This is a genomic window from Myceligenerans indicum (assembly GCF_016742955.1).
GTDB lineage: Bacteria > Actinomycetota > Actinomycetes > Actinomycetales > Cellulomonadaceae > Myceligenerans > Myceligenerans indicum.
Map to the genome: position 1 here is coordinate 1 of NZ_JABBYC010000014.1, position 22085 is coordinate 22085.

Annotated in this window: 15 protein-coding genes; 11 read left to right on the forward strand and 4 right to left on the reverse strand. The window is 70.8% G+C overall.

Annotated features, from left to right (window positions below; genetic code table 11):
- Positions 1-163 precede the first annotated feature (163 nt).
- The 7 genes from HGK34_RS10105 to HGK34_RS10135 all read left to right on the forward strand — a co-directional run bounded on the left by HGK34_RS10105 (position 164) and on the right by HGK34_RS10135 (position 9850).
- Entirely contained in the window at positions 164-1468 is a 1305-nt protein-coding gene (locus tag HGK34_RS10105; protein WP_201846772.1) for an ABC transporter substrate-binding protein, read from the forward strand.
- Positions 1469-1478: 10 nt separating this feature from the next.
- A complete protein-coding gene (locus HGK34_RS10110) occupies positions 1479-2402 on the forward strand; it encodes a carbohydrate ABC transporter permease (protein ID WP_244666603.1) in 924 nt (307 codons plus the stop codon).
- The gene (locus HGK34_RS10115; protein ID WP_201846775.1) at positions 2399-3370 is read left to right on the forward strand and encodes a carbohydrate ABC transporter permease; all 972 of its coding nucleotides are present in this window, start codon (positions 2399-2401) and stop codon (positions 3368-3370) included. The genes HGK34_RS10110 and HGK34_RS10115 overlap by 4 nt, the downstream gene beginning before the upstream one ends.
- Entirely contained in the window at positions 3367-6162 is a 2796-nt protein-coding gene (locus HGK34_RS10120; RefSeq protein ID WP_307815888.1) for a glycoside hydrolase family 2 protein, read from the forward strand. The genes HGK34_RS10115 and HGK34_RS10120 overlap by 4 nt, the downstream gene beginning before the upstream one ends.
- A 295-nt stretch (positions 6163-6457) precedes the next feature.
- Positions 6458-7897 (forward strand): N-acetylglucosamine/diacetylchitobiose ABC transporter substrate-binding protein, encoded by a 1440-nt coding sequence (gene ngcE, locus HGK34_RS10125; RefSeq protein WP_201846777.1) that lies wholly within the window; start codon positions 6458-6460, stop codon positions 7895-7897.
- A 4-nt stretch (positions 7898-7901) separates the two neighbouring features.
- Positions 7902-8936 (forward strand): carbohydrate ABC transporter permease, encoded by a 1035-nt coding sequence (locus HGK34_RS10130; protein ID WP_201846779.1) that lies wholly within the window; start codon positions 7902-7904, stop codon positions 8934-8936.
- Positions 8933-9850, forward strand: a complete 918-nt coding sequence (locus HGK34_RS10135; protein WP_201846781.1) for a carbohydrate ABC transporter permease — start codon at positions 8933-8935, stop codon at positions 9848-9850. The genes HGK34_RS10130 and HGK34_RS10135 overlap by 4 nt, the downstream gene beginning before the upstream one ends.
- A gap of 41 nt (positions 9851-9891) precedes the next feature.
- Here HGK34_RS10135 and HGK34_RS10140 read toward each other — a convergent pair whose 3' ends face one another.
- Genes HGK34_RS10140 through HGK34_RS10150 form a run of 3 tightly spaced genes read right to left on the reverse strand, consistent with a single transcriptional unit; the run spans position 9892 to position 15712 of the window.
- Positions 9892-11685, reverse strand: a complete 1794-nt coding sequence (locus tag HGK34_RS10140) for an aminoglycoside phosphotransferase (RefSeq protein WP_201846783.1) — start codon at positions 11683-11685, stop codon at positions 9892-9894.
- Positions 11682-13538 carry a maltose alpha-D-glucosyltransferase gene (treS, locus tag HGK34_RS10145; RefSeq protein ID WP_201846785.1) on the reverse strand — a complete coding sequence of 619 codons (1857 nt, stop codon included), beginning with the start codon at positions 13536-13538 and terminating at the stop codon, positions 11682-11684. The genes HGK34_RS10140 and treS overlap by 4 nt, the downstream gene beginning before the upstream one ends.
- Complete coding sequence (locus HGK34_RS10150) at positions 13535-15712, reverse strand: alpha-1,4-glucan--maltose-1-phosphate maltosyltransferase (protein WP_201846787.1); 2178 nt, start codon at positions 15710-15712, stop codon at positions 13535-13537. The genes treS and HGK34_RS10150 overlap by 4 nt, the downstream gene beginning before the upstream one ends.
- Positions 15713-15858: 146 nt before the next feature.
- On the opposite strand from HGK34_RS10150, the gene glgP reads away from it, so the two are divergent.
- Positions 15859-18444 carry an alpha-glucan family phosphorylase gene (glgP, locus tag HGK34_RS10155; RefSeq protein ID WP_201846788.1) on the forward strand — a complete coding sequence of 862 codons (2586 nt, stop codon included), beginning with the start codon at positions 15859-15861 and terminating at the stop codon, positions 18442-18444.
- Between the two features lie 106 nt (positions 18445-18550).
- Here the strand turns inward: glgP and HGK34_RS10160 are convergent, their stop codons facing one another.
- Positions 18551-18853 (reverse strand): hypothetical protein, encoded by a 303-nt coding sequence (locus HGK34_RS10160; RefSeq protein ID WP_201846790.1) that lies wholly within the window; start codon positions 18851-18853, stop codon positions 18551-18553.
- Positions 18854-19005: 152 nt separating this feature from the next.
- On the opposite strand from HGK34_RS10160, the gene fdxA reads away from it, so the two are divergent.
- The 3 genes from fdxA (at position 19006) to HGK34_RS10175 (ending at position 21955) form a co-directional block, all read left to right on the forward strand.
- A complete protein-coding gene (fdxA, locus tag HGK34_RS10165) occupies positions 19006-19323 on the forward strand; it encodes a ferredoxin (protein ID WP_201846792.1) in 318 nt (105 codons plus the stop codon).
- 26 nt (positions 19324-19349) lie between these two features.
- Entirely contained in the window at positions 19350-20531 is a 1182-nt protein-coding gene (gene dapC / locus HGK34_RS10170; protein WP_201846794.1) for a succinyldiaminopimelate transaminase, read from the forward strand.
- A 113-nt stretch (positions 20532-20644) separates the two neighbouring features.
- Positions 20645-21955: a citrate synthase gene (locus HGK34_RS10175; protein ID WP_201846801.1), complete on the forward strand. Its 1311-nt coding sequence runs from the start codon at positions 20645-20647 to the stop codon at positions 21953-21955.
- Positions 21956-22085 lie beyond the last annotated feature (130 nt).

Sequence of the window (22085 nt, forward strand, 5' to 3'; positions counted from 1 at the left end):
CCTTATCGTCGGCAGCGTCAGATGTGTATAAGAGACAGCCTCATCCCGCCTCCCGCCGCCTCCCGCCGCCGTGGTCGGCAGCGGGGAAGGGTGTTGACTTACGATTACTTAACCGCTTAATGTCCCGCCGTCCAACAGTCAACGACGACGGATCGAGACAACCATGAGGTTCAGGAACCAGGTGCGGGGCGTGGCTCTGCTGGCCGCCGCGGCACTGACGCTGTCGGCGTGCTCGGCACAGGCGGGCGGGGGGTCCGCCGGCGAGATCGCCGGCGAGATCACCGTGATCACCCAGCGCACCGACATCGTCGATACGGTCTTCGCCGACTACAAGGCCGAGTTCGAGAAGAAGTACCCCGACGTCACGGTCAACTTCGAGGCGATCACCGACTACGAGGGCGAGATCGCCGTGCGGATGAACACCGACGACTACGGCGACGTGCTGCTCATCCCGAACAGCGTCAAGCCGGACCAGTTCGCCACGTTCTTCGAGCCGCTCGGCTCCGTGGCGGACATGGGCAAGGAGTACCGGCTCGTGGAGGAGAAGGCCTACGACGGCCAGGTCTACGGCGTCTCCATCACCGTGAACACCCAGGGCCTCGTCTACAACAAGAAGGTCTGGGAGGCGGCCGGGGTCACCGACCTGCCCACCACGCCCGACGAGTTCCTCGACGACCTGCGTGCCATCAGGCAGAACACCGACGCGGTCCCCTACTACACCAACTACGCGGACGGCTGGCCGCTCAGCCAGTGGGACGGCAACCGCGGCGTGATGGGCGACCCCGGGTACCAGAACACGCACATCGCCTACAGCGACACCCCGTGGGCACCCGACGAGTGGCACGGCATCTCCGACGGCCTGCTGTACGACGTCGTCGCCGAAGGGCTGACCGAGGACGACCCGACCACGACGAACTGGGAGGAGTCCAAGACGCTGCTCGGCACCGGACAGGTCGCCACGATGCTGCTCGGTTCCTGGGCGATCACCCAGATGCAGCAGGCCGCCGAGGACGCCGGAGGCTCGGCCGACGACATCGGCTACATGCCCTTCCCGTACCAGGTCGACGGCACGTTCCACGCGCAGATCGCCGGAGACTACAAGAACGCCATCAACGTGCACAGCGAGCACAAGGCCGCCGCGCGCGCCTGGATCGAGTGGTTCGCGAAGGAGTCCGGCTACGCGCACCACGAGGGCGGCATCTCACCCCTCGTGGACGGCCCGGCGCCGGACACCCTGGGCGACTTCGAGGACGCCGGTGTCGAGTACGTCGAGATGGACCCCGCCCCGCAGGGCAAGGAGTCGCAGGAGGCCGACGTCGTCGCAGCCTCCGAGATCGACCTCTACGGGAACATCTACCGGCAGAAGCTGGTCGACATCGCGCGCGGTGCCGGGGACGGGGACAAGGAGTCGTTCTTCGCCGACCTGAACCAGCGCTGGGCCGATGCCCGAGCGTCGGTCGGGGAGTGACCCGGCGGCGATGAGCGCTCTCACCGACGCCCTCGTCCGCGGCCGGGCCTCCGGGTCCGGCCGCGGCCCGGGCCGCGGCCTGCCCGTCACGCCGTGGCTCTTCCTGATCGCGCCGCTCGGTCTGCTGGTGCTGTTCACCTACGTACCCGTCGCCAACATGGTCTGGTACAGCTTCACGTCCTGGGACGGGCTCGACCCGGTCAAGGACCCGGTGGGCCTCGACAACTACGTGCGGATCTTCACGGACCCGCAGATGTTCGAGGTCTTCCTCGTCAGCCTGTACTACCTGGCGGGCGCCGCCGTGCAGCTCGTCCTGGCCCTGTACTTCGCGACGATCCTCAGCTTCGACGTGAGGTTCCGGAACTTCTTCAAGGGCGTGATCTTCTTCCCGTACCTCATCAACGGGGTCGCGATCGGCCTGGTGTTCCTCTTCCTGCTGCGCCCCGGCGGCACCCTCGACGCGATCCTCGCACTGGTCGGCGTCGCCGAGCCGCCGCAGTGGCTCGGCGACCCGTCGCTCGTGAACGTGTCGCTGGCCGCGACGAGCGTCTGGCGGTTCATGGGGCTGAACTTCGTGCTGTTCCTCGGGGCCATCCAGTCGATCCCCGGCGAGCTCTACGAGGCGGCCGACCTCGACGGCGCCACGAGCTGGCAGAAGTTCCGCTACATCATCGCCCCCGCGATCCGGCCCATCATCGGCCTGACCACGATCCTGGCGATCTCCGGGTCGCTGTCCGTGTTCGAGATCCCCTGGATCATGACAGGCGGGGCCAACGGCACCACCACGTTCGTCATCCAGACCGTGCAGCAGGCCTTCCAGTTCAACAAGTTCGGGCTGGCATCGGCCATGGCCGTGGTGCTGCTGCTGATCGTCCTGCTCATCACCTGGATCCAGCGCCGGCTCTTCCCCGACGAGAGGGTGGACCTGACATGACCGACCACACCACCGAGCAGCCGGTGAGCCTGGAGAACCGCCGACCGCGCCCTGCCGCCGGCCACGACCCCGCCCGCCACGACCCAGCTCCACGGGACGCCGGCCCGCGGCGCCTCACCCGGGCCTGGCAGGCACTGCGTCCCCTGACCACGCCCCTCGGCATCGCGGTCAAGTACACCAGCCTCCTGATCGCCGTCGCCTGCGCACTGATCCCTCTGGTCTCCGTGTTCCTGGCGGCGTTCAAGTCCCACGAGGAATTCGCGACGTCGGACCCGCTCGCTCCGCCCGGCAACTGGTTCAACCTCGAGAACTTCGTCGTCGCCTTCACCCGGGGCGGGATGCTGCAAGGGTTCGTCAACACCACGATCATCCTGGCCGTCTCACTGGTGGGGACCATCCTGATCGGGACCATGACGGCCTACGCCGTCGACCGGTTCGAGTTCCGCGGCCGCCGCCTGGTCATGGGAGCCTTCCTGCTCGCCACCCTGGTGCCCGCCGTCACCACCCAGGTGGCCACCTTCCAGGTCGTCAACGGCCTGGGCCTGTTCAACACCCGCTGGGCCGCGATCGTGCTGTTCATGGGGACCGATATCGTCTCCATCTACATCTTCCTGCAGTTCATGCGCTCCATCCCGCGATCCCTCGACGAGGCCGCGATGCTCGACGGCGCGAGCCGGCTGACGATCTACGCCCGCATCATCGTCCCGCTGCTGCGCCCGGCGATCGCCACCGTGGTGATCATCAAGGGCATCGCCATCTACAACGAGTACTACATCCCGTTCCTCTACATGCCCTCGCGCGACCTCGGCGTGGTCTCCACGTCGCTGTTCCGCTTCATGGGGCCGTTCGGCGCACAGTGGGAGATCATCTGCGCCGGAACGGTTCTGGTCATCATCCCGACCCTCATCGCGTTCCTCCTGCTGCAGCGCCAGATCTACAGCGGACTGACCTCCGGAGCCACCAAGTGACGCACACCCCGAACGATCACCCCACCCCCGCACCCTCGCGCAACGCCGCCCGCCTGGACAACGGCTGGACGGTGCGCTGCGTCGACGGGCCGCTGCCCGGCCACCTCGCCGAGGCGCTCGCGGCCGGCGGCCCGGGCGTGGCCGCCACCGTGCCCGGCACGGTCCACACCGACCTGCTCGCGGCCGGGCTGATCGACGACCCCTACCTGGACGACAACGAGCGCCTCCTGGCCTGGATCGGGCGGTGCGACTGGGAGTACCGCACGACGTTCGCGCGGCCGGCCGGAGCGGCGGGGCACGACCGGCACGAGCTCGCCTTCGACGGGCTGGACACCGTTGCCGCGGTCGCGCTGAACGGCGTCGAGGTGGGCCGCACGGCGAACCAGCACCGGTCCTACCGCTTCGACGTGACCGAGCTCCTGCGTGACGGCGACAACGAGCTGACGGTCCGGTTCGCCTCGCCGGTGCGCCACGCGGACGCGCAGGCGCTGGAACTCGGGCAGCGGCCCCAGGTGAACCATCATCCGTTCAACGCGATCCGTAAGGCTGCCTGCAACTTCGGCTGGGACTGGGGCATCGACGCGGCCACGGCGGGCATCTGGCGCCCGGTCCGTCTGGAGTCGTGGTCGACGGCACGGCTCGCGGCCGTGCGCGCGCTCCCGGGCGCGGACCTGTCGGGCGCCGGGCCCATCGGCCTGCTCGACGTGCATGTCGACGTCGAACGAGCTGACGGCCCCACGGCCGAGCAGGGGCTGGAGGTCGGGGTGACCGTCCGCGGGCCGGACGGCCGGCGCGGGGCCGCGTCCTGCGGCTCCGCCGTGACGGTCGAACCCGGCCAGAGGTCCGCCGTCGTGCGTCTGCGCGTGCCCGACGCCGAGCTGTGGTGGCCGCGCGGGTACGGTGACCAGCCGTTGTACGACGTCGAGGTCGTGCTCGGGGTGGCCCGGAAGCCGTCGGGCACGGCGGGTGGGGCCGGTGCCGGCCCTGCCGGGTCGCCGGACCCCGTGCCGGCAGACCTGCCGGCGCACGCGGCCCGGGTTCCGGCGGCGCTGGACCGGTGGAACGGCCGCACCGGCTTCCGGAACGTCGCGCTCGACATGACGCCGGACGACGACGGCACGTCGTTCACGGTCCTCGTCAACGACCGGCCGATCTGGGTCAAGGGTGCCAACTGGATCCCGGACGACACCTTCTTCCACCGGGTGGACCGCGCCCGGTACGCGCGCCGGCTCGGGCAGGCCGAGCTGGCGAACCTCAACCTCCTGCGGGTGTGGGGCGGAGGGCTCTACGAGTCCGGCGACTTCTACGCCGAGTGCGACGAGCGCGGCATCCTGGTGTGGCAGGACTTCGCCTTCGCGTGCGCGGCCTACAGCGAGGCCGAGCCGCTGCGCGGGGAGGTCGAGGCCGAGGCCCGCGATGCCGTCACACGGCTGGCCCCGCACCCGAGCCTGGTGCTGTGGAACGGCAGCAACGAGAACATCTGGGGCTACCACGACTGGGGCTGGAAGCTGCGCCTCGACGGCCGGACCTGGGGGCTCGGGTACTACACGGACCTGCTGCCCCGTGTCGTCGCGGAGCTGGACGGGACCCGGCCGTACACGCCGTCGAGCCCGTGGTCGGGCAGCCTCGGGGTCCATCCGAACGACCCGGACCACGGGTCCATGCACTCGTGGGAGCTGTGGAACCAGCTCGACTGGCCGCACTACCGCGACACCGTGCCCCGGTTCATGGCCGAGTTCGGGTGGCAGGCGCCCCCGGCCTGGAGCACCCTGCGGCGGTCGGTCGGGGACGTCCCGCTGACGCCGGAGTCGCCGGGGATGCAGGTGCACCAGAAGGCGATGGAGGGCAACAAGAAGCTCACGGCAGGCCTGGTGCCGCATGTTCCGCTGCCCGACGACATGGACGACTGGCACTGGGCCATGCAGTGGAACCAGGCCGTGGCGGTGCGGACCGCCGTCGAGCACCTGCGTTCCTGGGCGCCGCGCTGCATGGGTTCGGTGGTGTGGCAGTTCAACGACTGCTGGCCGGTGACGTCGTGGGCCGCGGTCGACGGGGACGAGCGGCCCAAGCCTCTGCTGTACGCGCTGGCGCAGGCGCACGCGGACCGGCTGCTGACCGTGCAGCCGCGAGTGGTGGAGCCGGGCGGGGCGTTCGTGCTGCCCGGCGGGCAGGCCTCCGGCCCGGGGCCGCGGGGCGCGGACGCGGCGCCCGGTGCGTCCGCCCTGGCCGTCGTGGTGGTCAACGACACCGACGAGTCCTGGACGGGCGATCTGCTGGTGCGGCGTCTGAACTACGCCGGGGCGGAGCTCGCCGCGGCGACGGTGCCGTTCGTGGCGGCGGAACGGGGCACCGCGGCGGTCGTGGTCCCGGCCGACGTCGCGACGCCCGGCGATGCGGCGGCCGAACTCGTCGTGGTGACCTCCGGTGGCCTGCGGGCGGTGTGGTTCTTCGGGGAGCCGCGCGACTCAGCACTGTCCGCCCCGGACCTGTCGGCGACGGCACGGCCGCTCGAGGCCGGGCGGGTCGAGGTCCGGGTCACCGCCCGGAACCTGGTGCGCGACCTGACGCTGCTCGCGGACAAGGCGCATCCGGGAGCGGTCGCCGACACGGCGCTGGTGACCCTGCTGCCCGGCGAGGCCGCGACGTTCGAGGTGTCGGTTCCCCTGCCCGGCAGCGAGGAGCACGACCGCGCGGTCACGGCCGCGACCGGCCGGTCGCGGGACCCCGAGAGCTTCGACCCGCAGGACCTGCTGGCCCCGCAGGTCCTGCGCTCCCTCAATCAGCTGATCTGACCTGCTCGGACTCTGCTCGGACCCTGCTCGGACCCTGCTCGGATCCTGCTCGGACCCGGACGACACCGGCGTCGGCGAACACGTTTTCGCCGACGCCGGTGTCGTTCCGCGTGAGGCGGTGCCGGGCGTGGCGTTACACAGACGTGACGGTGACACGCTTGCCATCCGACAGGCTCTGTGACTAGGTTCACCCTAAGTGGTAGGACGGCTAACATATTCGTTCTGCCGGGGTGACACGGCCGTCACGCACCTTGCACAGCGCCGTGCGACCGGGGATCGACAAGAGGAGACTTGCATGTCCACGAACAAGCTCACCGACGGTCGGCTGGCGCAAGCCGCCTTGGATCGCCGTACCTTCGTGCGCGGCGCCGTCGCCACCGCTCTGCTCGCGCCGCTGGGTGGTGCACTCGCCGGGTGCGCCGTCCCGAGCGGCGGCAGTGGCGGGGAGGAGACCGCCGGTGGCGAGATGACCGCCGACAACCCGTTCGGTCTGGCCCAGGATGCCGACGTCGAGGCGGTCATCTTCAACGGCGGCTACGGCTTCGACTACGTCCAGTTCGCCGCCGACGAGGCGAACAAGCAGTTCGCGGACGTCACCTTCGAGGTCTCGCCCTCCACGCAGATCGCGCAGGAGCTCCAGCCGCGCTTCGTCGCCGGAAACCCCCCGGACCTCATCGACAACTCGGGTGCGGGCCTGATCGGCTTCAACACGATCTCCGACCAGCTCGAAGAGCTCGACGACGTGTTCGAGGCGCCCAACTACGAGGGCACCACGATCGCCGACACCCTGTACCCCGCGGTCAAGGCCCCGGGCACCTACAACGGCCGCTTCGTCGCGCTGAACTACGTGATGACCGTGTACGCCGTGTGGTACTCGGCCTCGCTCTTCGAGGACAACGGCTGGACGGCGCCGGCCACCTGGCAGGAGGCCATCGACCTGGGCGCCGAGGCGAAGAAGGCGGACAAGAAGCTCTTCGTCTGGGGCAAGGAGGCGGCGACCTACTACCAGACCATGGCCCTGAACTCCGCCATCAAGGAGGGCGGCGACGAGGTACGCCTCTCGCTGGAGAACCTGGAGCCGAACGCCTGGTCGCTCGACGCGATGCAGGGAGTGCTGGAGGCCCTGCACGAGATCGTGCAGAAGGGCTACTTCGTCCCCGGCGGTGCGGGCACGCAGTTCACCGCCGCGCAGGCGCGGTGGAGCAACGACCAGGACGCCCTGCTGTACCCGTCGGGCGGCTGGATCGAGAACGAGATGAAGGACGCCACCGCCGACGACTTCCGCATGACCGGGTTCCCGACGCCGACCGTCTCCGACAGCCCCGCCATGCCGTACGAGGCGATCCGTGCGGGTGCCGGTGAGCCGTTCATCGTGCCCAGCCAGGCGGCCAACCCGGCGGGCGGCAAGGAGATCCTGCGGGCCATGCTGTCCGCGGAAGCGGCCACCAACTTCTCCCAGTCGCGCCTCGCGCCCACCATCGTCAAGGGAATCGTGCCCGACGACGGCTTCGGGTCCACCGCTCTCGTCTCCCAGACCGGCATGCTCGACGCCGCCGGCGACAACATCTTCAACTACCAGTTCGTCGACTACTACGGCCTGAACGCCGACCAGCTCGTGGTGTGGAACGCCTTCCTGTCGGGCGACCTGGACGTCAAGGGCGTCACCGACAAGCTGCAGAAGATCAGCGACGACGTCGCCGCGGACGACTCGGTCGAGAAGATCGAGGTCAGCTGAACCGATGTCCGGCACGTCTCACCTGGCGGCGCACAGCGACGCCACGCCGTCGGCCACGGCGGTCCCGCCCGGGAACACCCCCGGGCAGGGCCGCCGGCGCCGGCGCCGGATCTCCTTCGACAAGGCGAGCTTCTTCGCGGTCGCCCTGCTCCTGCCGCTCGCGGTGTACGTGGTCTTCGTGATCTCACCGTTCGTGCAGGCCGTCTACTTCTCGATGACCGACTGGAGCGGATTCACCGCCGACATGGCGTTCGTCGGGCTCGACAACTTCGCCCGCCTCCTCGGCGACGAGAAGTTCCTTCGCGCGATGCTGAACAGCGCCCTGCTCGCCGTCGTCGTGCCGACCGTGACGATCGCGATCGCGATCGCCGTGGCCACCATGGTCACCGTCGGCGGCTCCACCACGGGCGGGGTGCGCGGAGTTCGCGGCGCGGGCTTCTACCGCGTGATCTCCTTCTTCCCGTACTGCGTGCCGGCCATCGTCATCGGCCTCGTGTGGGCGCAGGTGTACGACCCCTCACGCGGGTTGCTGAACGGCGTCCTGACCGGCATCGGCCTCGACGGCATGGCCGACTTCCCCTGGCTCGGTGACACCCGGACCGCCATGGCCGCCTCGATGTTCGTGATCGTCTGGAGCTTCATCGGGTTCTACACCGTGCTCTTCGTGGCCGCCATCAAGGGCGTGCCCGGCGAGATCTACGAGGCCGCACGGCTCGACGGCGCGAGCCGGTTCCGCACCGCCGTCTCGATCACGGTGCCCCTGATCCGCGACAACGTCCGCACGGCGTGGATCTACCTGGGCATCGCCGCGATCGACTCGTTCGTCTACATGCAGGCGATGAACCCCGGGGGCGGGCCCGGGTACTCGACGTTCGTGATCAGCCAGGACCTCTACCAGACGGCGTTCAGCAAGGGCCAGTTCGGCTACGCCACCGCGATGGGCGTGGTGCTCGCGCTCGTGACGCTGCTCTTCGCCGCGGTGGTGTTCCTCGTGGACCGGGTAACCGGCGGCGGCGACGACGTGAGGGGGCACGCATGACTACTCCGGTGGAGCGCGACCAGAGCACGGAACGGCCCACCGTCGGCGCGCCGTTCGAGGCCGCGCGGCGCACGCCGCCGGCCGGCCCGGCCGACCGGACGGCCGCGGCCACGAGCCACGTCCTGCTCACGTTCGGTGCGGTGCTGGTCGTCGTGCCGTTCCTGTGGGTGTTCGTGTCGTCGTTCAAGACGACCAAGGAGATCCTGGCCTCGCCGTTCTCCCTGCCCGCAGACCCGAGCCTGGCCAACTACGCCACGGCGTGGACGGACGCGGGCATCGGCCGGTACTTCCTCAACACGATCGTCGTGGTGGGGTGTGCGCTGTTCTTCGTCATGATGCTCGGTGCGCTGACGGCCTACGTGCTGGCACGGTTCCGGTTCCCGGGCAACAAGGTGATCTACAACCTCATGCTGGCGGGGCTCACCTTTCCCGTCTTCCTCGCCATCGTGCCGTTGTTCTTCGTACTGCGGAACGCGGGCCTGCTGAACACCCTGCCGGGCCTGATCGTCACCTACGTGGCGTTCGCGTTCCCGTTCACGGTCTTCTTCCTGTACTCGTTCTTCCGCGGCCTGCCGCACGAGGTGGCGGAGGCGGCGCAGGTGGACGGCGCGGGGGAGTGGCGCACGTTCTTCCAGATCATGCTGCCCATGGCGCGGCCGGGCATGGCGTCCGTGGCGATCTTCAACTTCCTGGGGCTGTGGAACCAGTTCCTGCTGCCGGTCGCCCTGAACACGGACACCGACAACTACGTGCTCACCCAGGGGATGGCGCAGTTCGCCTCGCAGGCGGGGTACGCGGTGGACTTCGGGGCGCTGTACGCGGGCGTGGTCATGACCGTGCTCCCCGTCCTGGTGGTCTACGTGTTCTTCCAGCGCCGGCTCCAGGGTTCGGTGGCCCAGGGGACGTTCCGCTGAGGCGGGTCCGGGAGCCCGCAGTGGGCTCCCGGACTCCGGCGCTACCGGTCCAGGACGCGGGCCACCGCGTTCAGCGGGATGTGCAGCCATCCGGGGCGGTGGCGTGCCTCGTACACCACCTCGTAGAGGGCCTTGTCCAGGGTGAGGGCCCGCAGCAGCAGCGACGCCGTCGTGACGTCGAGCGCGCCGCCGGGTACCGCGGCGCCGGGAACGGCGGCGCCGGGAACGGCGTCACCGTGGACCTGCGGCGACCCGTCCCCGGCCGCCCCGGCGGCCTCGCCCAGCGCCTGGCGGTATCCCTCCAGGAAGGAGACCTGCGCCCGCTCCGACCACTCCGGGTCGGCGGCCTCGCCGACGGCGGCCGCGTAGTCGAAGGACCGCAGCAGGCCGGCGACGTCCCGCAGGGGCAGGTCGGGGGCGGTGCGCTCGGCGACCGGCCGTTGCGGTTCGCCCTCGAAGTCGAGGACCTTCCACCCCGAGACGGCGTGCAGGACCTGCCCGAGGTGGAGGTCGCCGTGGATCGCCTGGAGCGGTACCGGGTACTCGGTGGTCACGTGGGCTAGGTGCCGGCTGACCTCGTCATAGAACGCGGTGATCCCCGCGCGGTAGGGCGCGAGTGCCGCGACGTCGGAGATCGCCTCGGCGGCACGGCGCCGCAGCACGCCCATGAAGCTGCTCGCGTCCAGCGTCGCGTCCGTCGGGCGGGCGGCCTGAAGGGCGGTGTGCATGTGCGCGACGACGGAGCCCAGCTCGGCGGCACGCTCGTCGAAGGCGAGCCCCTCCTGGGCGTAGGCGCAGGCCAGCTCGAAGCCGTCGTCGGCGTCCGTGATCAGCTCGGAGACGACGGCGAGGTGCGCGTGCGTTCCGTCGGCACCGAGCAGGTCCGGGCCCGGCGAGGAACTGCCCGGCTCGCCCTCCGAGGGCGGGACGGAGAGCTCGACCGCCCCGAGGTAGCGCGGGACGCCGTCCCACCCGGCGCGTGTCAGGGCCTCCGGGATGACGACGTCCGGGTGTGGCCCGGCCGGCACCGTGCGCAGGATCTTCAGCATGACACCGTCGGCGTGTTCGCCGGGGCAGCCCGGCACGGGCACCCGCAGGCCGGGTACCAGCACGGAGGAGTTGGACTGCTCCCCTCCGAGAGCCCGCGCGCCCCCGAGCCACTCCTCACCGGATGCCCCGGCGCGCGCCTCCGGACCAGGCCCCCGCGGAACAGGCGGCTGGTGTGTGCCGTCCCCGCGAGCTGACCGAGTGACCGGGAGGGAGTGGGCGGCCGGGACGGAGCGAGCCGACGGCGCGGTCGGCGTGGCGGAGTGCAGGAAGTACTCGGGGAGGGCGGCCCGCAGGTAGGCCAGCCAGGCCGCGGGGTGGGTCCCGCCGTCGTACACCGCGATGTACCCGTCGTCCGTGGGGACGACGCCGATCGGTCCGTCGCCGGCCGGTCCGACGCCGATCGGTCCGTCGCCGGCCGGTTCCTCGCCGGCCGGACCCGCGGTGCTCGCCGGCGCACCTCCCGGCCGGTCGACCGCACCGACCCGCTCCAGGACGAGGGGCACCTGGATCACCAGCGCCCCCTCGTCCCCGGCCAGCCCGGGGCCGGCCAGGTGCAGCAGGGGGACGACGACGGCGGGGCCGCCTTCCGGTCCGTCGGCGCCCGGGCTCTCTGCCGGCCCGGGGAGCTCCATGGTCAGCCAGGGCACGTGCCGCACGCCGTCACCGGGCACCGGGTACCACCGCCGGCCGGGGAGCCAGGTGTCCAGCAGACGCAGCACGCCGTCGGGCAGGGGGCCGGCCCCCTTGTGCACGATGACGGTCCGCGCCTCGTCGATGATCGTCACGCTCCTCCCGCGGTCCGCGGCGTCGCGCTCCCCTGGGCGAGCACCAGCCAGTAGAAGTCGCGCGCGCCCCAGGTCATGGTGACGGTGCCGCCGTCGGTCACGTCGGGGAACCCGGCGCCTCCGAAGACGTCGGTCATCGTCCAGCCCGTGTACCGGGGCAGCTTCAGCATCGCGGAGCGTGCGGTCGCGGACAGGTTGGCCGCCACCAGGATCGTCTCGGACTCGCTGGTGAGCGTGAAGGCGACGATCGCCTCGTCGTCGCAGTCGACGGACTGGTAGGCGCCCGTGCCGAACGCCGGGTGCAGACGGCGCACCGCGAGCATCCCGTGCACCCAGTGCAGCAGCGACGTGGGCTGGGCGAGCTGCGCCTCGACGTTGACGTGCTGGTAGTGGTGCACCAGCGACTGCACGAGCGGCAGGTACAGCTTGCCCGGGTCGGCGTGGGAGAACCCGGCGTTCCGGTCCGGGGTCCATTGCATCGGGGTGCGTGAGGAGTCGCGGTCGGGCAGCCAGATGTTGTCGCCCATGCCGATCTCGTCGCCGTAGTACAGGCACGGTGAACCGGGGATGGCCAGCAGCAGCGCGTGCGCGAGCTCGATCTCCTTGCGGGAGTTGTCCAGCAGTGGCGCGAGGCGGCGGCGGATCCCCACGTTCGCGCGCATCCGGGGGTCGGGCGCGTACCACCCGTACATCGCCGCGCGTTCCTCGGTGGACACCATCTCGAGCGTGAGCTCGTCGTGGTTGCGCAGGAAGGTGGACCACTGCGCGCCCGCCGGGATGGCCGGGGTGTCCGCCAGGATCTCCTTGAGGTGGTTGGCCCGCTGGTCCCGGATGGCGTAGAAGATGCGCGGCATCACCGGGAAGTGGAAGCACATGTGGCACTCGGGCTCGTCCTCGGTGCCGAAGTACTCGACCACGTCCTGCGGCCACTGGTTGGCCTCCGCGAGGAGGATGCGGCCGGGAAACTCCTCGTCGACCATCTTGCGTACCCGGCGCAGGAAGCGGTGCGTCTCGGGCAGGTTCTCGCAGTTGGTCCCGTCCGCCTCGAACAGGTACGGGACGGCGTCGAGCCGGAAGCCGTCCACCCCGAGCCGGAGCCAGAACCGGGCGACGTCCAGCATGGCCTCCCCGACCAGCGGGTTGTCGAAGTTCAGGTCGGGCTGATGGCTGAAGAACCGGTGCCAGAAGTACTGCCGGCGAACCGGGTCGAAGGTCCAGTTCGACGTCTCGGTGTCGACGAAGATGATCCGGGCGTGCCCGTACCGGTCCGGATCGTCGCTCCACACGTAGAAGTCGCCGTACGGCCCGTTCGGGTCGCTCCGCGACGCCTGGAACCACGGGTGCTGGTCGCTCGTGTGGTTCATCACCAGGTCGATGACCACGCGGATGCCGCGCTCGTGAGCCGCCGAGACGAGGTCGCGGAAGTCGGTCGTGGTGCCGTACTGGGGGGCGATCGCCGTGAAGTCGGCGACGTCGTACCCGCCGTCGCGCAGCGGGGACGGGTAGATCGGGGGGATCCACAGCGCGTCCACGCCGAGCCACTGGATGTAGTCCAGCCGGTCGATGAGACCTCGCAGGTCGCCGATCCCGGCGTCACCCGGGTCGGAGAACGCCCTCACGAGCACCTCGTAGAAGACCGCCTTGCGGTACCACTCGGGATCGTCGGACAGTCCGGGGCGACGGGTCTCGATCTGGGGCTGGCGCCGGGGCGGCAGGGCCTGGACGGGGATCGGGGCGGACACGGGCCGAGGGACGTCGCGGGCCCCGTCGGGGCCCGGCGGCGTGACCGGGACCGGCTGTCCGGTCTCGTGGCCGGGCTGTTCCGCGGGGCCGCCCGGCCCGAACGTCGTCATGAGATGGCTCCGGTGCCACCGGGATCCACGCCCGCGGCGGTCACGTGCAGGACGTGCGCCACCCGGTGGGCGGGGTCGAGCCGTACGTAGGGCGTCGCGCCCCAGCCGTAGGTCTCGTTGGAGAGGAGGTCGTGCGCCACGTAGAACGGGGCGTCGGGGTCGCCCTCGGGCGGTGTGAGGCCGAGGGATTTCGTGTCCAGGTGCACCAGCGACTCCTGCGAGTTCCAGGGATCAAGATTCACCACGACCACGATCACGTCGTCGTGTCCGGGGGTGGTGACGGGTGTGACGCCCACGTCGGCGCCGCGTCGAGCGACCGTGCTGCCCCCTGGCACCATGGTGCTGCTCTTCGAACTGCTTCGCGCGCCGGGGACGTACTCTGCGCCGATTCGTCGTGAGAAGGCAACTACCTGGCTGTTCGTCGTGGGATGGACCGTCAGGTTCCGGAGCTGGCGGAGTGCCGGATGTTCCCGGCGAATCATGTTGAGGCGGGCGACGAGCGAGGCGATCCCGTACTCGTCGGCGCGCTCCCACGTGCGCGGACGGTATTCGTACTTCTCGTTGTCGATGTGCTCCTCGACGCCCGGGCGCGGGGTGTTCTCCACGAGTTCGTAGCCCGAGTACATCCCCCACGACGGCGAGCCCGTCGCGGCCAGGACCGCGCGGACGGCGTGCCCGGCGACGCCACCGTGCTGGACGTAGGGGGTGAGGATGTCGTGGGTGGTGGGCCAGAAGTTGGGCCGCATGACGGAGCCGAGCGGCCCCGAGGTCTCCGCCAGGTACTCCTCGATCTCCTCCTTGGTGTTGCGCCAGGTGAAGTACGTGTACGACTGGTGGAACCCGATCCGCGCCAGCGTCTGCATCATGGCCGGCCGGGTGAACGCCTCGCTGAGGAAGATCACCTCCGGGTTGCTCGCGTGCACCTCGGCGAGCAGCCACTCCCAGAAGTCCAGCGGCTTGGTGTGCGGGTTGTCGACGCGGAACAGGGTCACGCCGCGGTCGATCCAGGTACGGATCATCTCCAGCACGGCCGCGGACAGGCCGTCCGGATCCGTGTCGAAGCTGAGCGGGTAGATGTCCTGGTACTTCTTGGGCGGGTTCTCCGCGTACGCGATCGACCCGTCGGCGCGGACCACGAACCACTCGGGATGCTCCTTCACCCACGGGTGGTCCGGGGAGCACTGCAGGGCGATGTCCAGCGCGACCTCCAGCCCGGTGTCCCGGGCCTCCTGGACGAACGCCACGAAGTCCTCCTCGGTGCCCAGGTCGGGGTGGATCGCGTCGTGGCCGCCGTCGGGCGAGCCGATCGCGTACGGGCTGCCCGGGTCTCCCGGTTCGGCGACGAGCGTGTTGTTGCGCCCCTTGCGGAACGTGGTGCCGATCGGGGAGACCGGGGTGAGGTAGACGACGTCGAACCCCATGGCCGCGATCGCGGGCAGGCGTTTGGCCGCGCTCCGGAACGTGCCCGAGACCCACGTGCCGTCCGGCTTCCGCTGCGCGCCCTCCGACCGCGGGAACATCTCGTACCAGGCCCCGGCCAGCGCGAGCGGCCGAGCGACGCGCAGCGGATACGTGTCCGACGCCGAGACCAGCTCCCGGTGCGGCGCCCGGGCCAGTGCGTCGCGCACCTCGGGAGAGGTGGCCACCGCCAGGCGGACCGCGGCGGGGCGGGAGTCGTCCTCCAGGGCCGTGAGGGTCTCGCGCAGCAGCGTCGTGTCGGCCGTGGTGCGGTGGGGCACGATCAGCGCGTCCCGGCGCGCCGGGCGCAGGATGCGGCGGAACAACCGCGCACCCTCGGCGAGCATGAGGTCGACGTCGATGCCTGCGTTGATCTTGATGGTGGCATCGTGCGTCCAGGTGGCGTACGGGTCGCTCCACGCCTCCACGCGGAACGCCCACTCGCCGCGGGCGTCGGGCTGCAGGAAGCCGCGGAAGTGGTCCAGGCCGGGGGCGATGTCGGTCATCGGCGCCCAGGAGTGGTCCGTGCCGTCCGGCGCGACGAGCACCGCGGTGGCGGCCACCGCGTCGTGTCCCTCACGGAACACGGTCGCCGTGACCGGTACGACCTCGCCGACGGCGGCCTTGGCGGGCCAGCGCCCGCCCTCGACCACCGGGGAGACCTGGATGACGGGGATGCGGCCGATGCCGCGGGCCGAGTTGCTCGCGCTGCTCACACCGCAACGCTATCCACCCCGGGTCCCGGCGTGCACCAGGGCACGCCAACGGCTTGCGCAAGGTTCACTCGTCGTCCATGCTCGACGGGTGACGAAACGCCGGTCACCAGGTGTGTCGCCGCCCGCGAGTGCGTAGGGTGCGAGGCGTGAGAGCGATCCGCCGATTCACGGTCCGTACGGTCCTTCCGGAGCCCCTCGCGGCACTCGACGAACTGTCCCACAACCTGCGCTGGTCCTGGCACGCCCCGGCACGCGACCTCTTCGCGGGCGTCGACCCCGAGCTGTGGGCGGACGTGAAGGGAGATCCCGTCGCCTTCCTGGCGGCCCTCGGTTCCGAGCGCCTGACCGCTCTGGCGGCGGACGAGGGCTTCGTGGGCAGAACCCGGGCGGCCGCGCGCGAGCTGCACCACTACCTGCACGATCCACGCTGGTACCAGGCACAGCGGTCCGCCTCCGGTGCGGATCTCCCGCACGGCATCGCCTACTTCTCGCCGGAGTTCGGCATCACGTCGGTGCTGCCCCAGTACTCCGGTGGCCTGGGCATCCTGGCGGGGGACCACCTGAAGTCGGCGTCCGACCTCGGCGTACCGATCGTCGGGGTCGGCCTGCTGTACGGTGCGGGCTACTTCAGGCAGTCCCTCACCCGTGACGGCTGGCAGCTCGAGACGTACCCGCTGCTGGATCCGGACGGGCTGCCCCTGACGATCCTGCGGGAGGAGGACGGCACACCTGCCCAGGTGACGCTGGATCTTCCGGGCGGACGCCGGCTGCACGCGCAGATCTGGGTGGCCGCGGTGGGCCGCGTCCCGTTGTTGCTGCTGAACTCCAACGTGCCCGAGAACGACGACGCGGCCCGGACCGTCACCGACAGGCTGTACGGCGGCACCGGCGAGCACCGACTGCAGCAGGAGCTGCTGCTCGGCGTGGGCGGCGTCCGTGCCCTGCGCGTGTGGGCGCGGCTGACCGGCTCGCCGGAGCCGGAGGTCTACCACACCAACGAGGGCCACGCGGGCTTCCTCGGCGTCGAGCGCATCCGGGAGCTGGTCGCCCGGGGCCTCGGTGTGGAGGAAGCGCTCGAGGCCGTCCGTGCGGCGACGGTGTTCACCACCCACACCCCCGTCCCGGCCGGGATCGACCGCTTCGGGAGGGAACTGGTCAGCGCCTATTTCGGCGGGGACAACCAGATGGAGGGCATCCCGGTCGAGCGGGTCCTCGCGCTCGGCGCCGAGGACTACGAGGGCGGTGATCCCACCGTCTTCAACATGGCCGTGATGGGCCTGCGCCTGGGTGGGCGGGCGAACGGCGTCTCGCTCCTGCACGGCCAGGTCTCGCGCGAGATGTTCGAGGGGCTGTGGCCGGGGTTCGACGCGCGGGAGGTTCCCATCACGTCGGTCACCAACGGCGTGCACTCGCCCACGTGGGTCTCGCCCCGGCTGGCACGGCTGGAGTCCGAGCAGCTCGGCCTGGACGAGCTGACCGCCGCGGAGGTCTCCGGGAGCTGGCTCGACCCCGGAAAGGTGTCCGACGCCAGCCTGTGGACCGTGCGCGGGGAGATGCGCGGCGAACTCGTGGACGAGGTCCGCCGGCGCGTGCGCAAGTCCTGGCGCGAGCGCGGGGCATCTCCGGCCGAGCTCGGCTGGGTCGACGACGTGTTCTCACCCGACGTCCTGACCATCGGTTTCGCCCGCCGGGTGCCCACGTACAAGCGGCTGACCCTCATGCTGCGCGACCCGGCGCGCCTGCGGTCGCTGCTCCTGCACCCGGAGCGCCCCGTCCAGCTCGTGGTCGCGGGCAAGTCCCATCCCGCCGACGAGCAGGGCAAGCGGCTGATCCAGCAGCTCGTGAGGTTCGCCGACGACCCGGCCGTGCGGCACCGCATCGTGTTCCTGCCGAACTACGACATCGCGATGGCCCAGGCCCTCTACCCGGGTTGCGACGTCTGGCTCAACAACCCGCTGCGTCCCCTGGAGGCGTCCGGGACGTCCGGCATGAAGTCCGCGCTCAACGGGGGTCTGAACCTGTCCATCGAGGACGGCTGGTGGGCCGAGTGGTTCGACGGCGAGAACGGCTGGGCCATCCCGACCGCCGACGGGGTCGAGGACGCCGAGCGCCGCGACGACCTCGAGGCGGCCGCGCTGTACGACCTCATCGAGTCGCAGGTCGCGCCGCTGTTCTACGACCGCACCGCGGACGGTGTTCCGGCCCGCTGGCTGGAGATGGTGCGACACACGTTCGCGACGCTCGGCCCGAAGGTGCAGGCCACTCGCATGGTGGCGGAGTACGTCCACGGCCTGTACGCCCCCGCCGCCGAGTCCGGGCGGATGCTCGGCGCCGACGGCCTCACCGGCGCGCGGGACCTCGCGGCCTGGAAGGCCCGGGTGCGCGCGGGCTGGTCGCACGTCCGCGTCGATCACGTGGAGTCGGCGGGCGTCGCGGACGCCGCGCAGGTGGGTGACCGCCTCACGGTGCGGGCCTACGTCTCGCTGGGGTCCCTCACGCCCGAGGACGTCGAGGTGCAGATCGTGCACGGCCGTGTCTCCGAGGCCGATCTCATCGAGGACTTCGACACCGAGCCGCTGAACCTCGCCGAGTCCTACGAGGCCGGCCGGCATGCGTTCGCCGGAGAGGTCGGCCTCGCGGCTTCGGGTCCGTTCGGGTACACGGTCCGCATCGTCCCCCGGCACCCCGGCCAGCCGAACGCCGCCGACCTGGGCCTGGTGGTGAACGCCTAGAAGCCGACCACGTCAACGGCTCCGGCCTGCGCGCGCGAACACCGGGCCGGGCGCGGCCGCGGTTCGGGGGCCGCGGGCCGGCGTCCGGCCGCGTGCCGGAACGCCGTCAGGTGCGGCGCCGCGGTCGGGGCGGCACCGGCTTCACCGATTCGACCAGGTCCGCGGCGATCCAGATCTCCTCCGGGCGGCCACGCCCCGGGCGCGGGTCCGTGCGCACGGCCACGCCGTCGTCGGACGCCTCGAGCACGAACCCGATGACGTCGGTCCAGATCGCGCCCCGGCGTTCCGATCGCGCCGTCGCGGCCTCGGCCTCGGTGAGCCGGCGCCGGACGACGACGCGCGTCCCCGGGGCGGGCCACGGCCGGCGTGGACGGCCGGGCGGGACGGGACGGGATGTGTCCGAGTTCACGTGCTGCCTTCGCCGAGGAGTGAGACGGTGGACGCGACGAGCTCGTCGCTCCTGGAATACTAGGGTCCGACCGGCCGCGATCCACGCGGACAGGTCGAACCGAGTACGACTCGAGTACATCCCGAGTACATTCCACGAGGAAGGCTCCCGCAGTGACCTACGTGATCGCTCAGCCGTGCGTCGACGTCAAGGACAAGGCGTGCATCGAGGAGTGTCCCGTGGACTGCATCTACGAGGGCAGCCGCTCCCTCTACATCCACCCGGACGAGTGCGTCGACTGTGGTGCGTGCGAGCCGGTCTGCCCCGTCGAGGCCATCTACTACGAGGACGACGTCCCCGAGGAGTGGAAGGACTACTACCGCGCCAACGTGGAGTTCTTCGACGAGATCGGCTCGCCCGGCGGTGCCGCGAAGATGGGTGAGATCGACAAGGACGACCCGATGATCGCGGCCCTCCCGCCGCAGGCCTGACCCGGCCCGCGCCGGGACATCGCCGCATGGGGCTCGCCGACCTCTCCGGAATCACCTTTCCCTGGGACACCCTCGCGGAGCTCAAGGCCACCGCGCGTGCTCATCCCGGCGGGATGGTCGACCTGTCGATGGGCACCCCCGTCGACCCGACGTCCTCGCTCGTCCGTGACGCGCTCGCGGCGGCCTCCGACGCGCCCGGGTATCCCACGACGGCCGGTACGCCACGGCTGCGCGAGTCCGTCGCGGAGTGGTTCGCCCGGCGCCGCGGTGTCCCCGGTCTCGCCCCGGACCAGGTGCTGCCCACGGTGGGCTCCAAGGAGCTGGTGGCGCTCCTGCCGTCGTTGCTGGGAGTGGGCCCGGGCGACGTCGTCGTCCACCCGCAGATCGCGTACCCGACCTACGCCGTGGGCGCGGCCGCCGCAGGGGCGACGGCGCTCGCCACCGACGACGTCGACGAGTGGGCAGGGCGCGACGACGTGCGTCTCGTCTGGGTGAACAGCCCCGCCAACCCGCACGGACGGGTGCTGGACGTCGGCGAGCTTCGCCGGGTGGTGGCGGCGGCGCGGGAGATCGGCGCCGTCGTCGCCTCCGACGAGTGCTACGCCGAGCTCGGGTGGGGTCGCTGGGCGCCCGCCGGGGAAGAGCCCGGAGAAGAGGTGCCCGGCCAGGCTCGTGCGGGGGACACGCCCGCGGGGGACACGCCCGGCGAGGGCCTCCGGGGGGTGCCCAGCATCCTCGATCCACGCGTCTGTGACAATTCCCACGACGGCCTGCTGGCGGCGTACTCCCTGTCCAAGCAGTCGAACCTGGCCGGGTACCGCGCGGCCTTCGTCGCGGGCGACCGCGAACTCGTCGCGCAGCTGCTGGCACGCCGCAAGCACCTGGGACTGATCGTCCCCGCGCCGGTGCAGGCCGCGATGGTCGCGGCCCTCGGCGACGACGGGCACGTCGCCGCGCAACGGCGGATCTACGGGGCCCGTCGGCGGGCGCTCGCGGGGGCGCTGGACGCCGCGGGGCTCACCGTGGACCACTCCGAAGCGGGTCTTTACCTGTGGGTGCCCACCAGCGCCGAGTGGTTCGCCGAGCGGGGCGTCCTCGTGGCGCCGGGCGGACTCTACGGTCCGGCCGGTGACGATCACGTGCGGACAGCGCTCACCGCGACGGACGAGCAGATCGCGGATGTTGTGTTGCGACTCACAAATTCTTGACCGATCGGTTGGAATCGCAAAGCCTTGACACGGTACGGTTTTGCTCCAGGTCGACGCTGCCCTGTTCCCCTGACCCAGGGGTAGCTCAACCGCGTGCTTCGAGGAAGGAAGTCATGACGTCCACCACGCCGGCGAACGCCACGTCCACCGTCGAACTCGTCGTCGACGGCACTGCTCGACCTCTGTCCGTCGTCGGCGCCAGCGAGGGTGCCAGCGGATTCAAGGTCAACACGCTGCTCAGGGATACCGGTCTGGTCACGCTCGACCCCGGGTTCACGAACACGGCGTCGTGCGAGTCCGCGATCACCTACATCGACGGTGACCAGGGAATCCTGCGCTACCGCGGCTACCCGATCGACCAGGTCGCCGAGGGGGCGTCGTTCCTCGAGGTCGCCGCCCTGCTCATCGACGGAGAACTGCCCGACGCCGCCGCGCTGGCCGCGTTCGAGCAGCGCGTCGGCCAGAACGCCGCCCTGCCCGATGGGTTCGCCGCCTTCCTGGAGGCCCTCCCGGCCACCGGGCACCCGATGGCGACCCTCGCCGCGGCCCTCAACGCGCTCGCGGCCTGGTACCCGGACGTGCTGGACCCGCGCGACGAGGCGCAGGTCGCCTCGGCCACCGCGATGCTGCTGGCCAAGACCAGCACGATCACCTCGGCCCTGCACCGCCGTCGCACCGGCCTGCCGCTGGTCGCGCCCGACGCGTCCAACGGCTACGTGGCGGACTTCCTGCGCCGGACGTTCGGCTCGGCCGGCGGCGAGTACGCCGCCGAGCCGGTGATCGTCGACGCGCTGGAGAAGCTGCTCATCCTGCACGCGGACCACGAGCAGAACTGCTCGACCTCGACGGTCCGGGTGGTGGGTTCCTCGAACGCGACGCTCTTCGCCTCCGTCGCCGCGGGGGTGAACGCGCTCTCAGGCCCGGCGCACGGCGGCGCCAACGAGGCCGTCCTGGTGATGCTGGAGAAGATCCGCTCGGGCGGCGAGACGGTCGAGACCTTCATGAACAAGGTCAAGAACAAGCAGGACGGCGTACGCCTGATGGGCTTCGGCCACCGCGTGTACAAGTCCTACGACCCGCGCGCGGCGATCGTGAAGAAGTCCGCCGACGAGGTGCTGGAGAAGCTCGGCGCCAAGGACGAGCTGCTGGAGATCGCCCAGGGCCTGGAGCAGATCGCACTCAGCGGCGACTACTTCGTGGAGCGCAAGCTCTACCCGAACGTCGACTTCTACACCGGCCTCATCTACAAGGCGATGGGCTTCGAGCCCGCCATGTTCACGCCGCTGTTCGCCCTGGGGCGGATGCCCGGCTGGATCGCCCAGTGGCAGGAGATGGTGAACGACCCGGCCACGAAGATCGGCCGGCCGCGCCAGGTCTACACCGGTGCCACCGAGCGCTCCTTCGTGCCGGTCTCCCAGCGCTGACCTCGTCCCCGGAACCACCCGGCACACCGCACCACCTGACTGTTCCCCGCGAGCTCCCGCACATCGCGGGGCGGAACAGTCAGGTGGTTCGTGGCATTCGTGCTCAACGACATCTATCCGGCCCACCGGA

Excerpts from the sequence above, each read along its gene's own strand:
- HGK34_RS10105 (WP_201846772.1), top strand. The coding sequence starts at position 164 with ATGAGGTTCAGGAACCAGGTGCGGGGCGTGGCTCTGCTGGCCGCCGCG.
- HGK34_RS10110 (WP_244666603.1), top strand. The coding sequence starts at position 1,479 with ATGAGCGCTCTCACCGACGCCCTCGTCCGCGGCCGGGCCTCCGGGTCC.
- HGK34_RS10115 (WP_201846775.1), top strand. The coding sequence starts at position 2,399 with ATGACCGACCACACCACCGAGCAGCCGGTGAGCCTGGAGAACCGCCGA.
- ngcE (WP_201846777.1), top strand. The coding sequence starts at position 6,458 with ATGTCCACGAACAAGCTCACCGACGGTCGGCTGGCGCAAGCCGCCTTG.
- HGK34_RS10130 (WP_201846779.1), top strand. The coding sequence starts at position 7,902 with ATGTCCGGCACGTCTCACCTGGCGGCGCACAGCGACGCCACGCCGTCG.
- HGK34_RS10135 (WP_201846781.1), top strand. The coding sequence starts at position 8,933 with ATGACTACTCCGGTGGAGCGCGACCAGAGCACGGAACGGCCCACCGTC.
- treS (WP_201846785.1), bottom strand. The coding sequence starts at position 13,538 with ATGACGACGTTCGGGCCGGGCGGCCCCGCGGAACAGCCCGGCCACGAG.
- dapC (WP_201846794.1), top strand. The coding sequence starts at position 19,350 with ATGGGGCTCGCCGACCTCTCCGGAATCACCTTTCCCTGGGACACCCTC.
- HGK34_RS10175 (WP_201846801.1), top strand. The coding sequence starts at position 20,645 with ATGACGTCCACCACGCCGGCGAACGCCACGTCCACCGTCGAACTCGTC.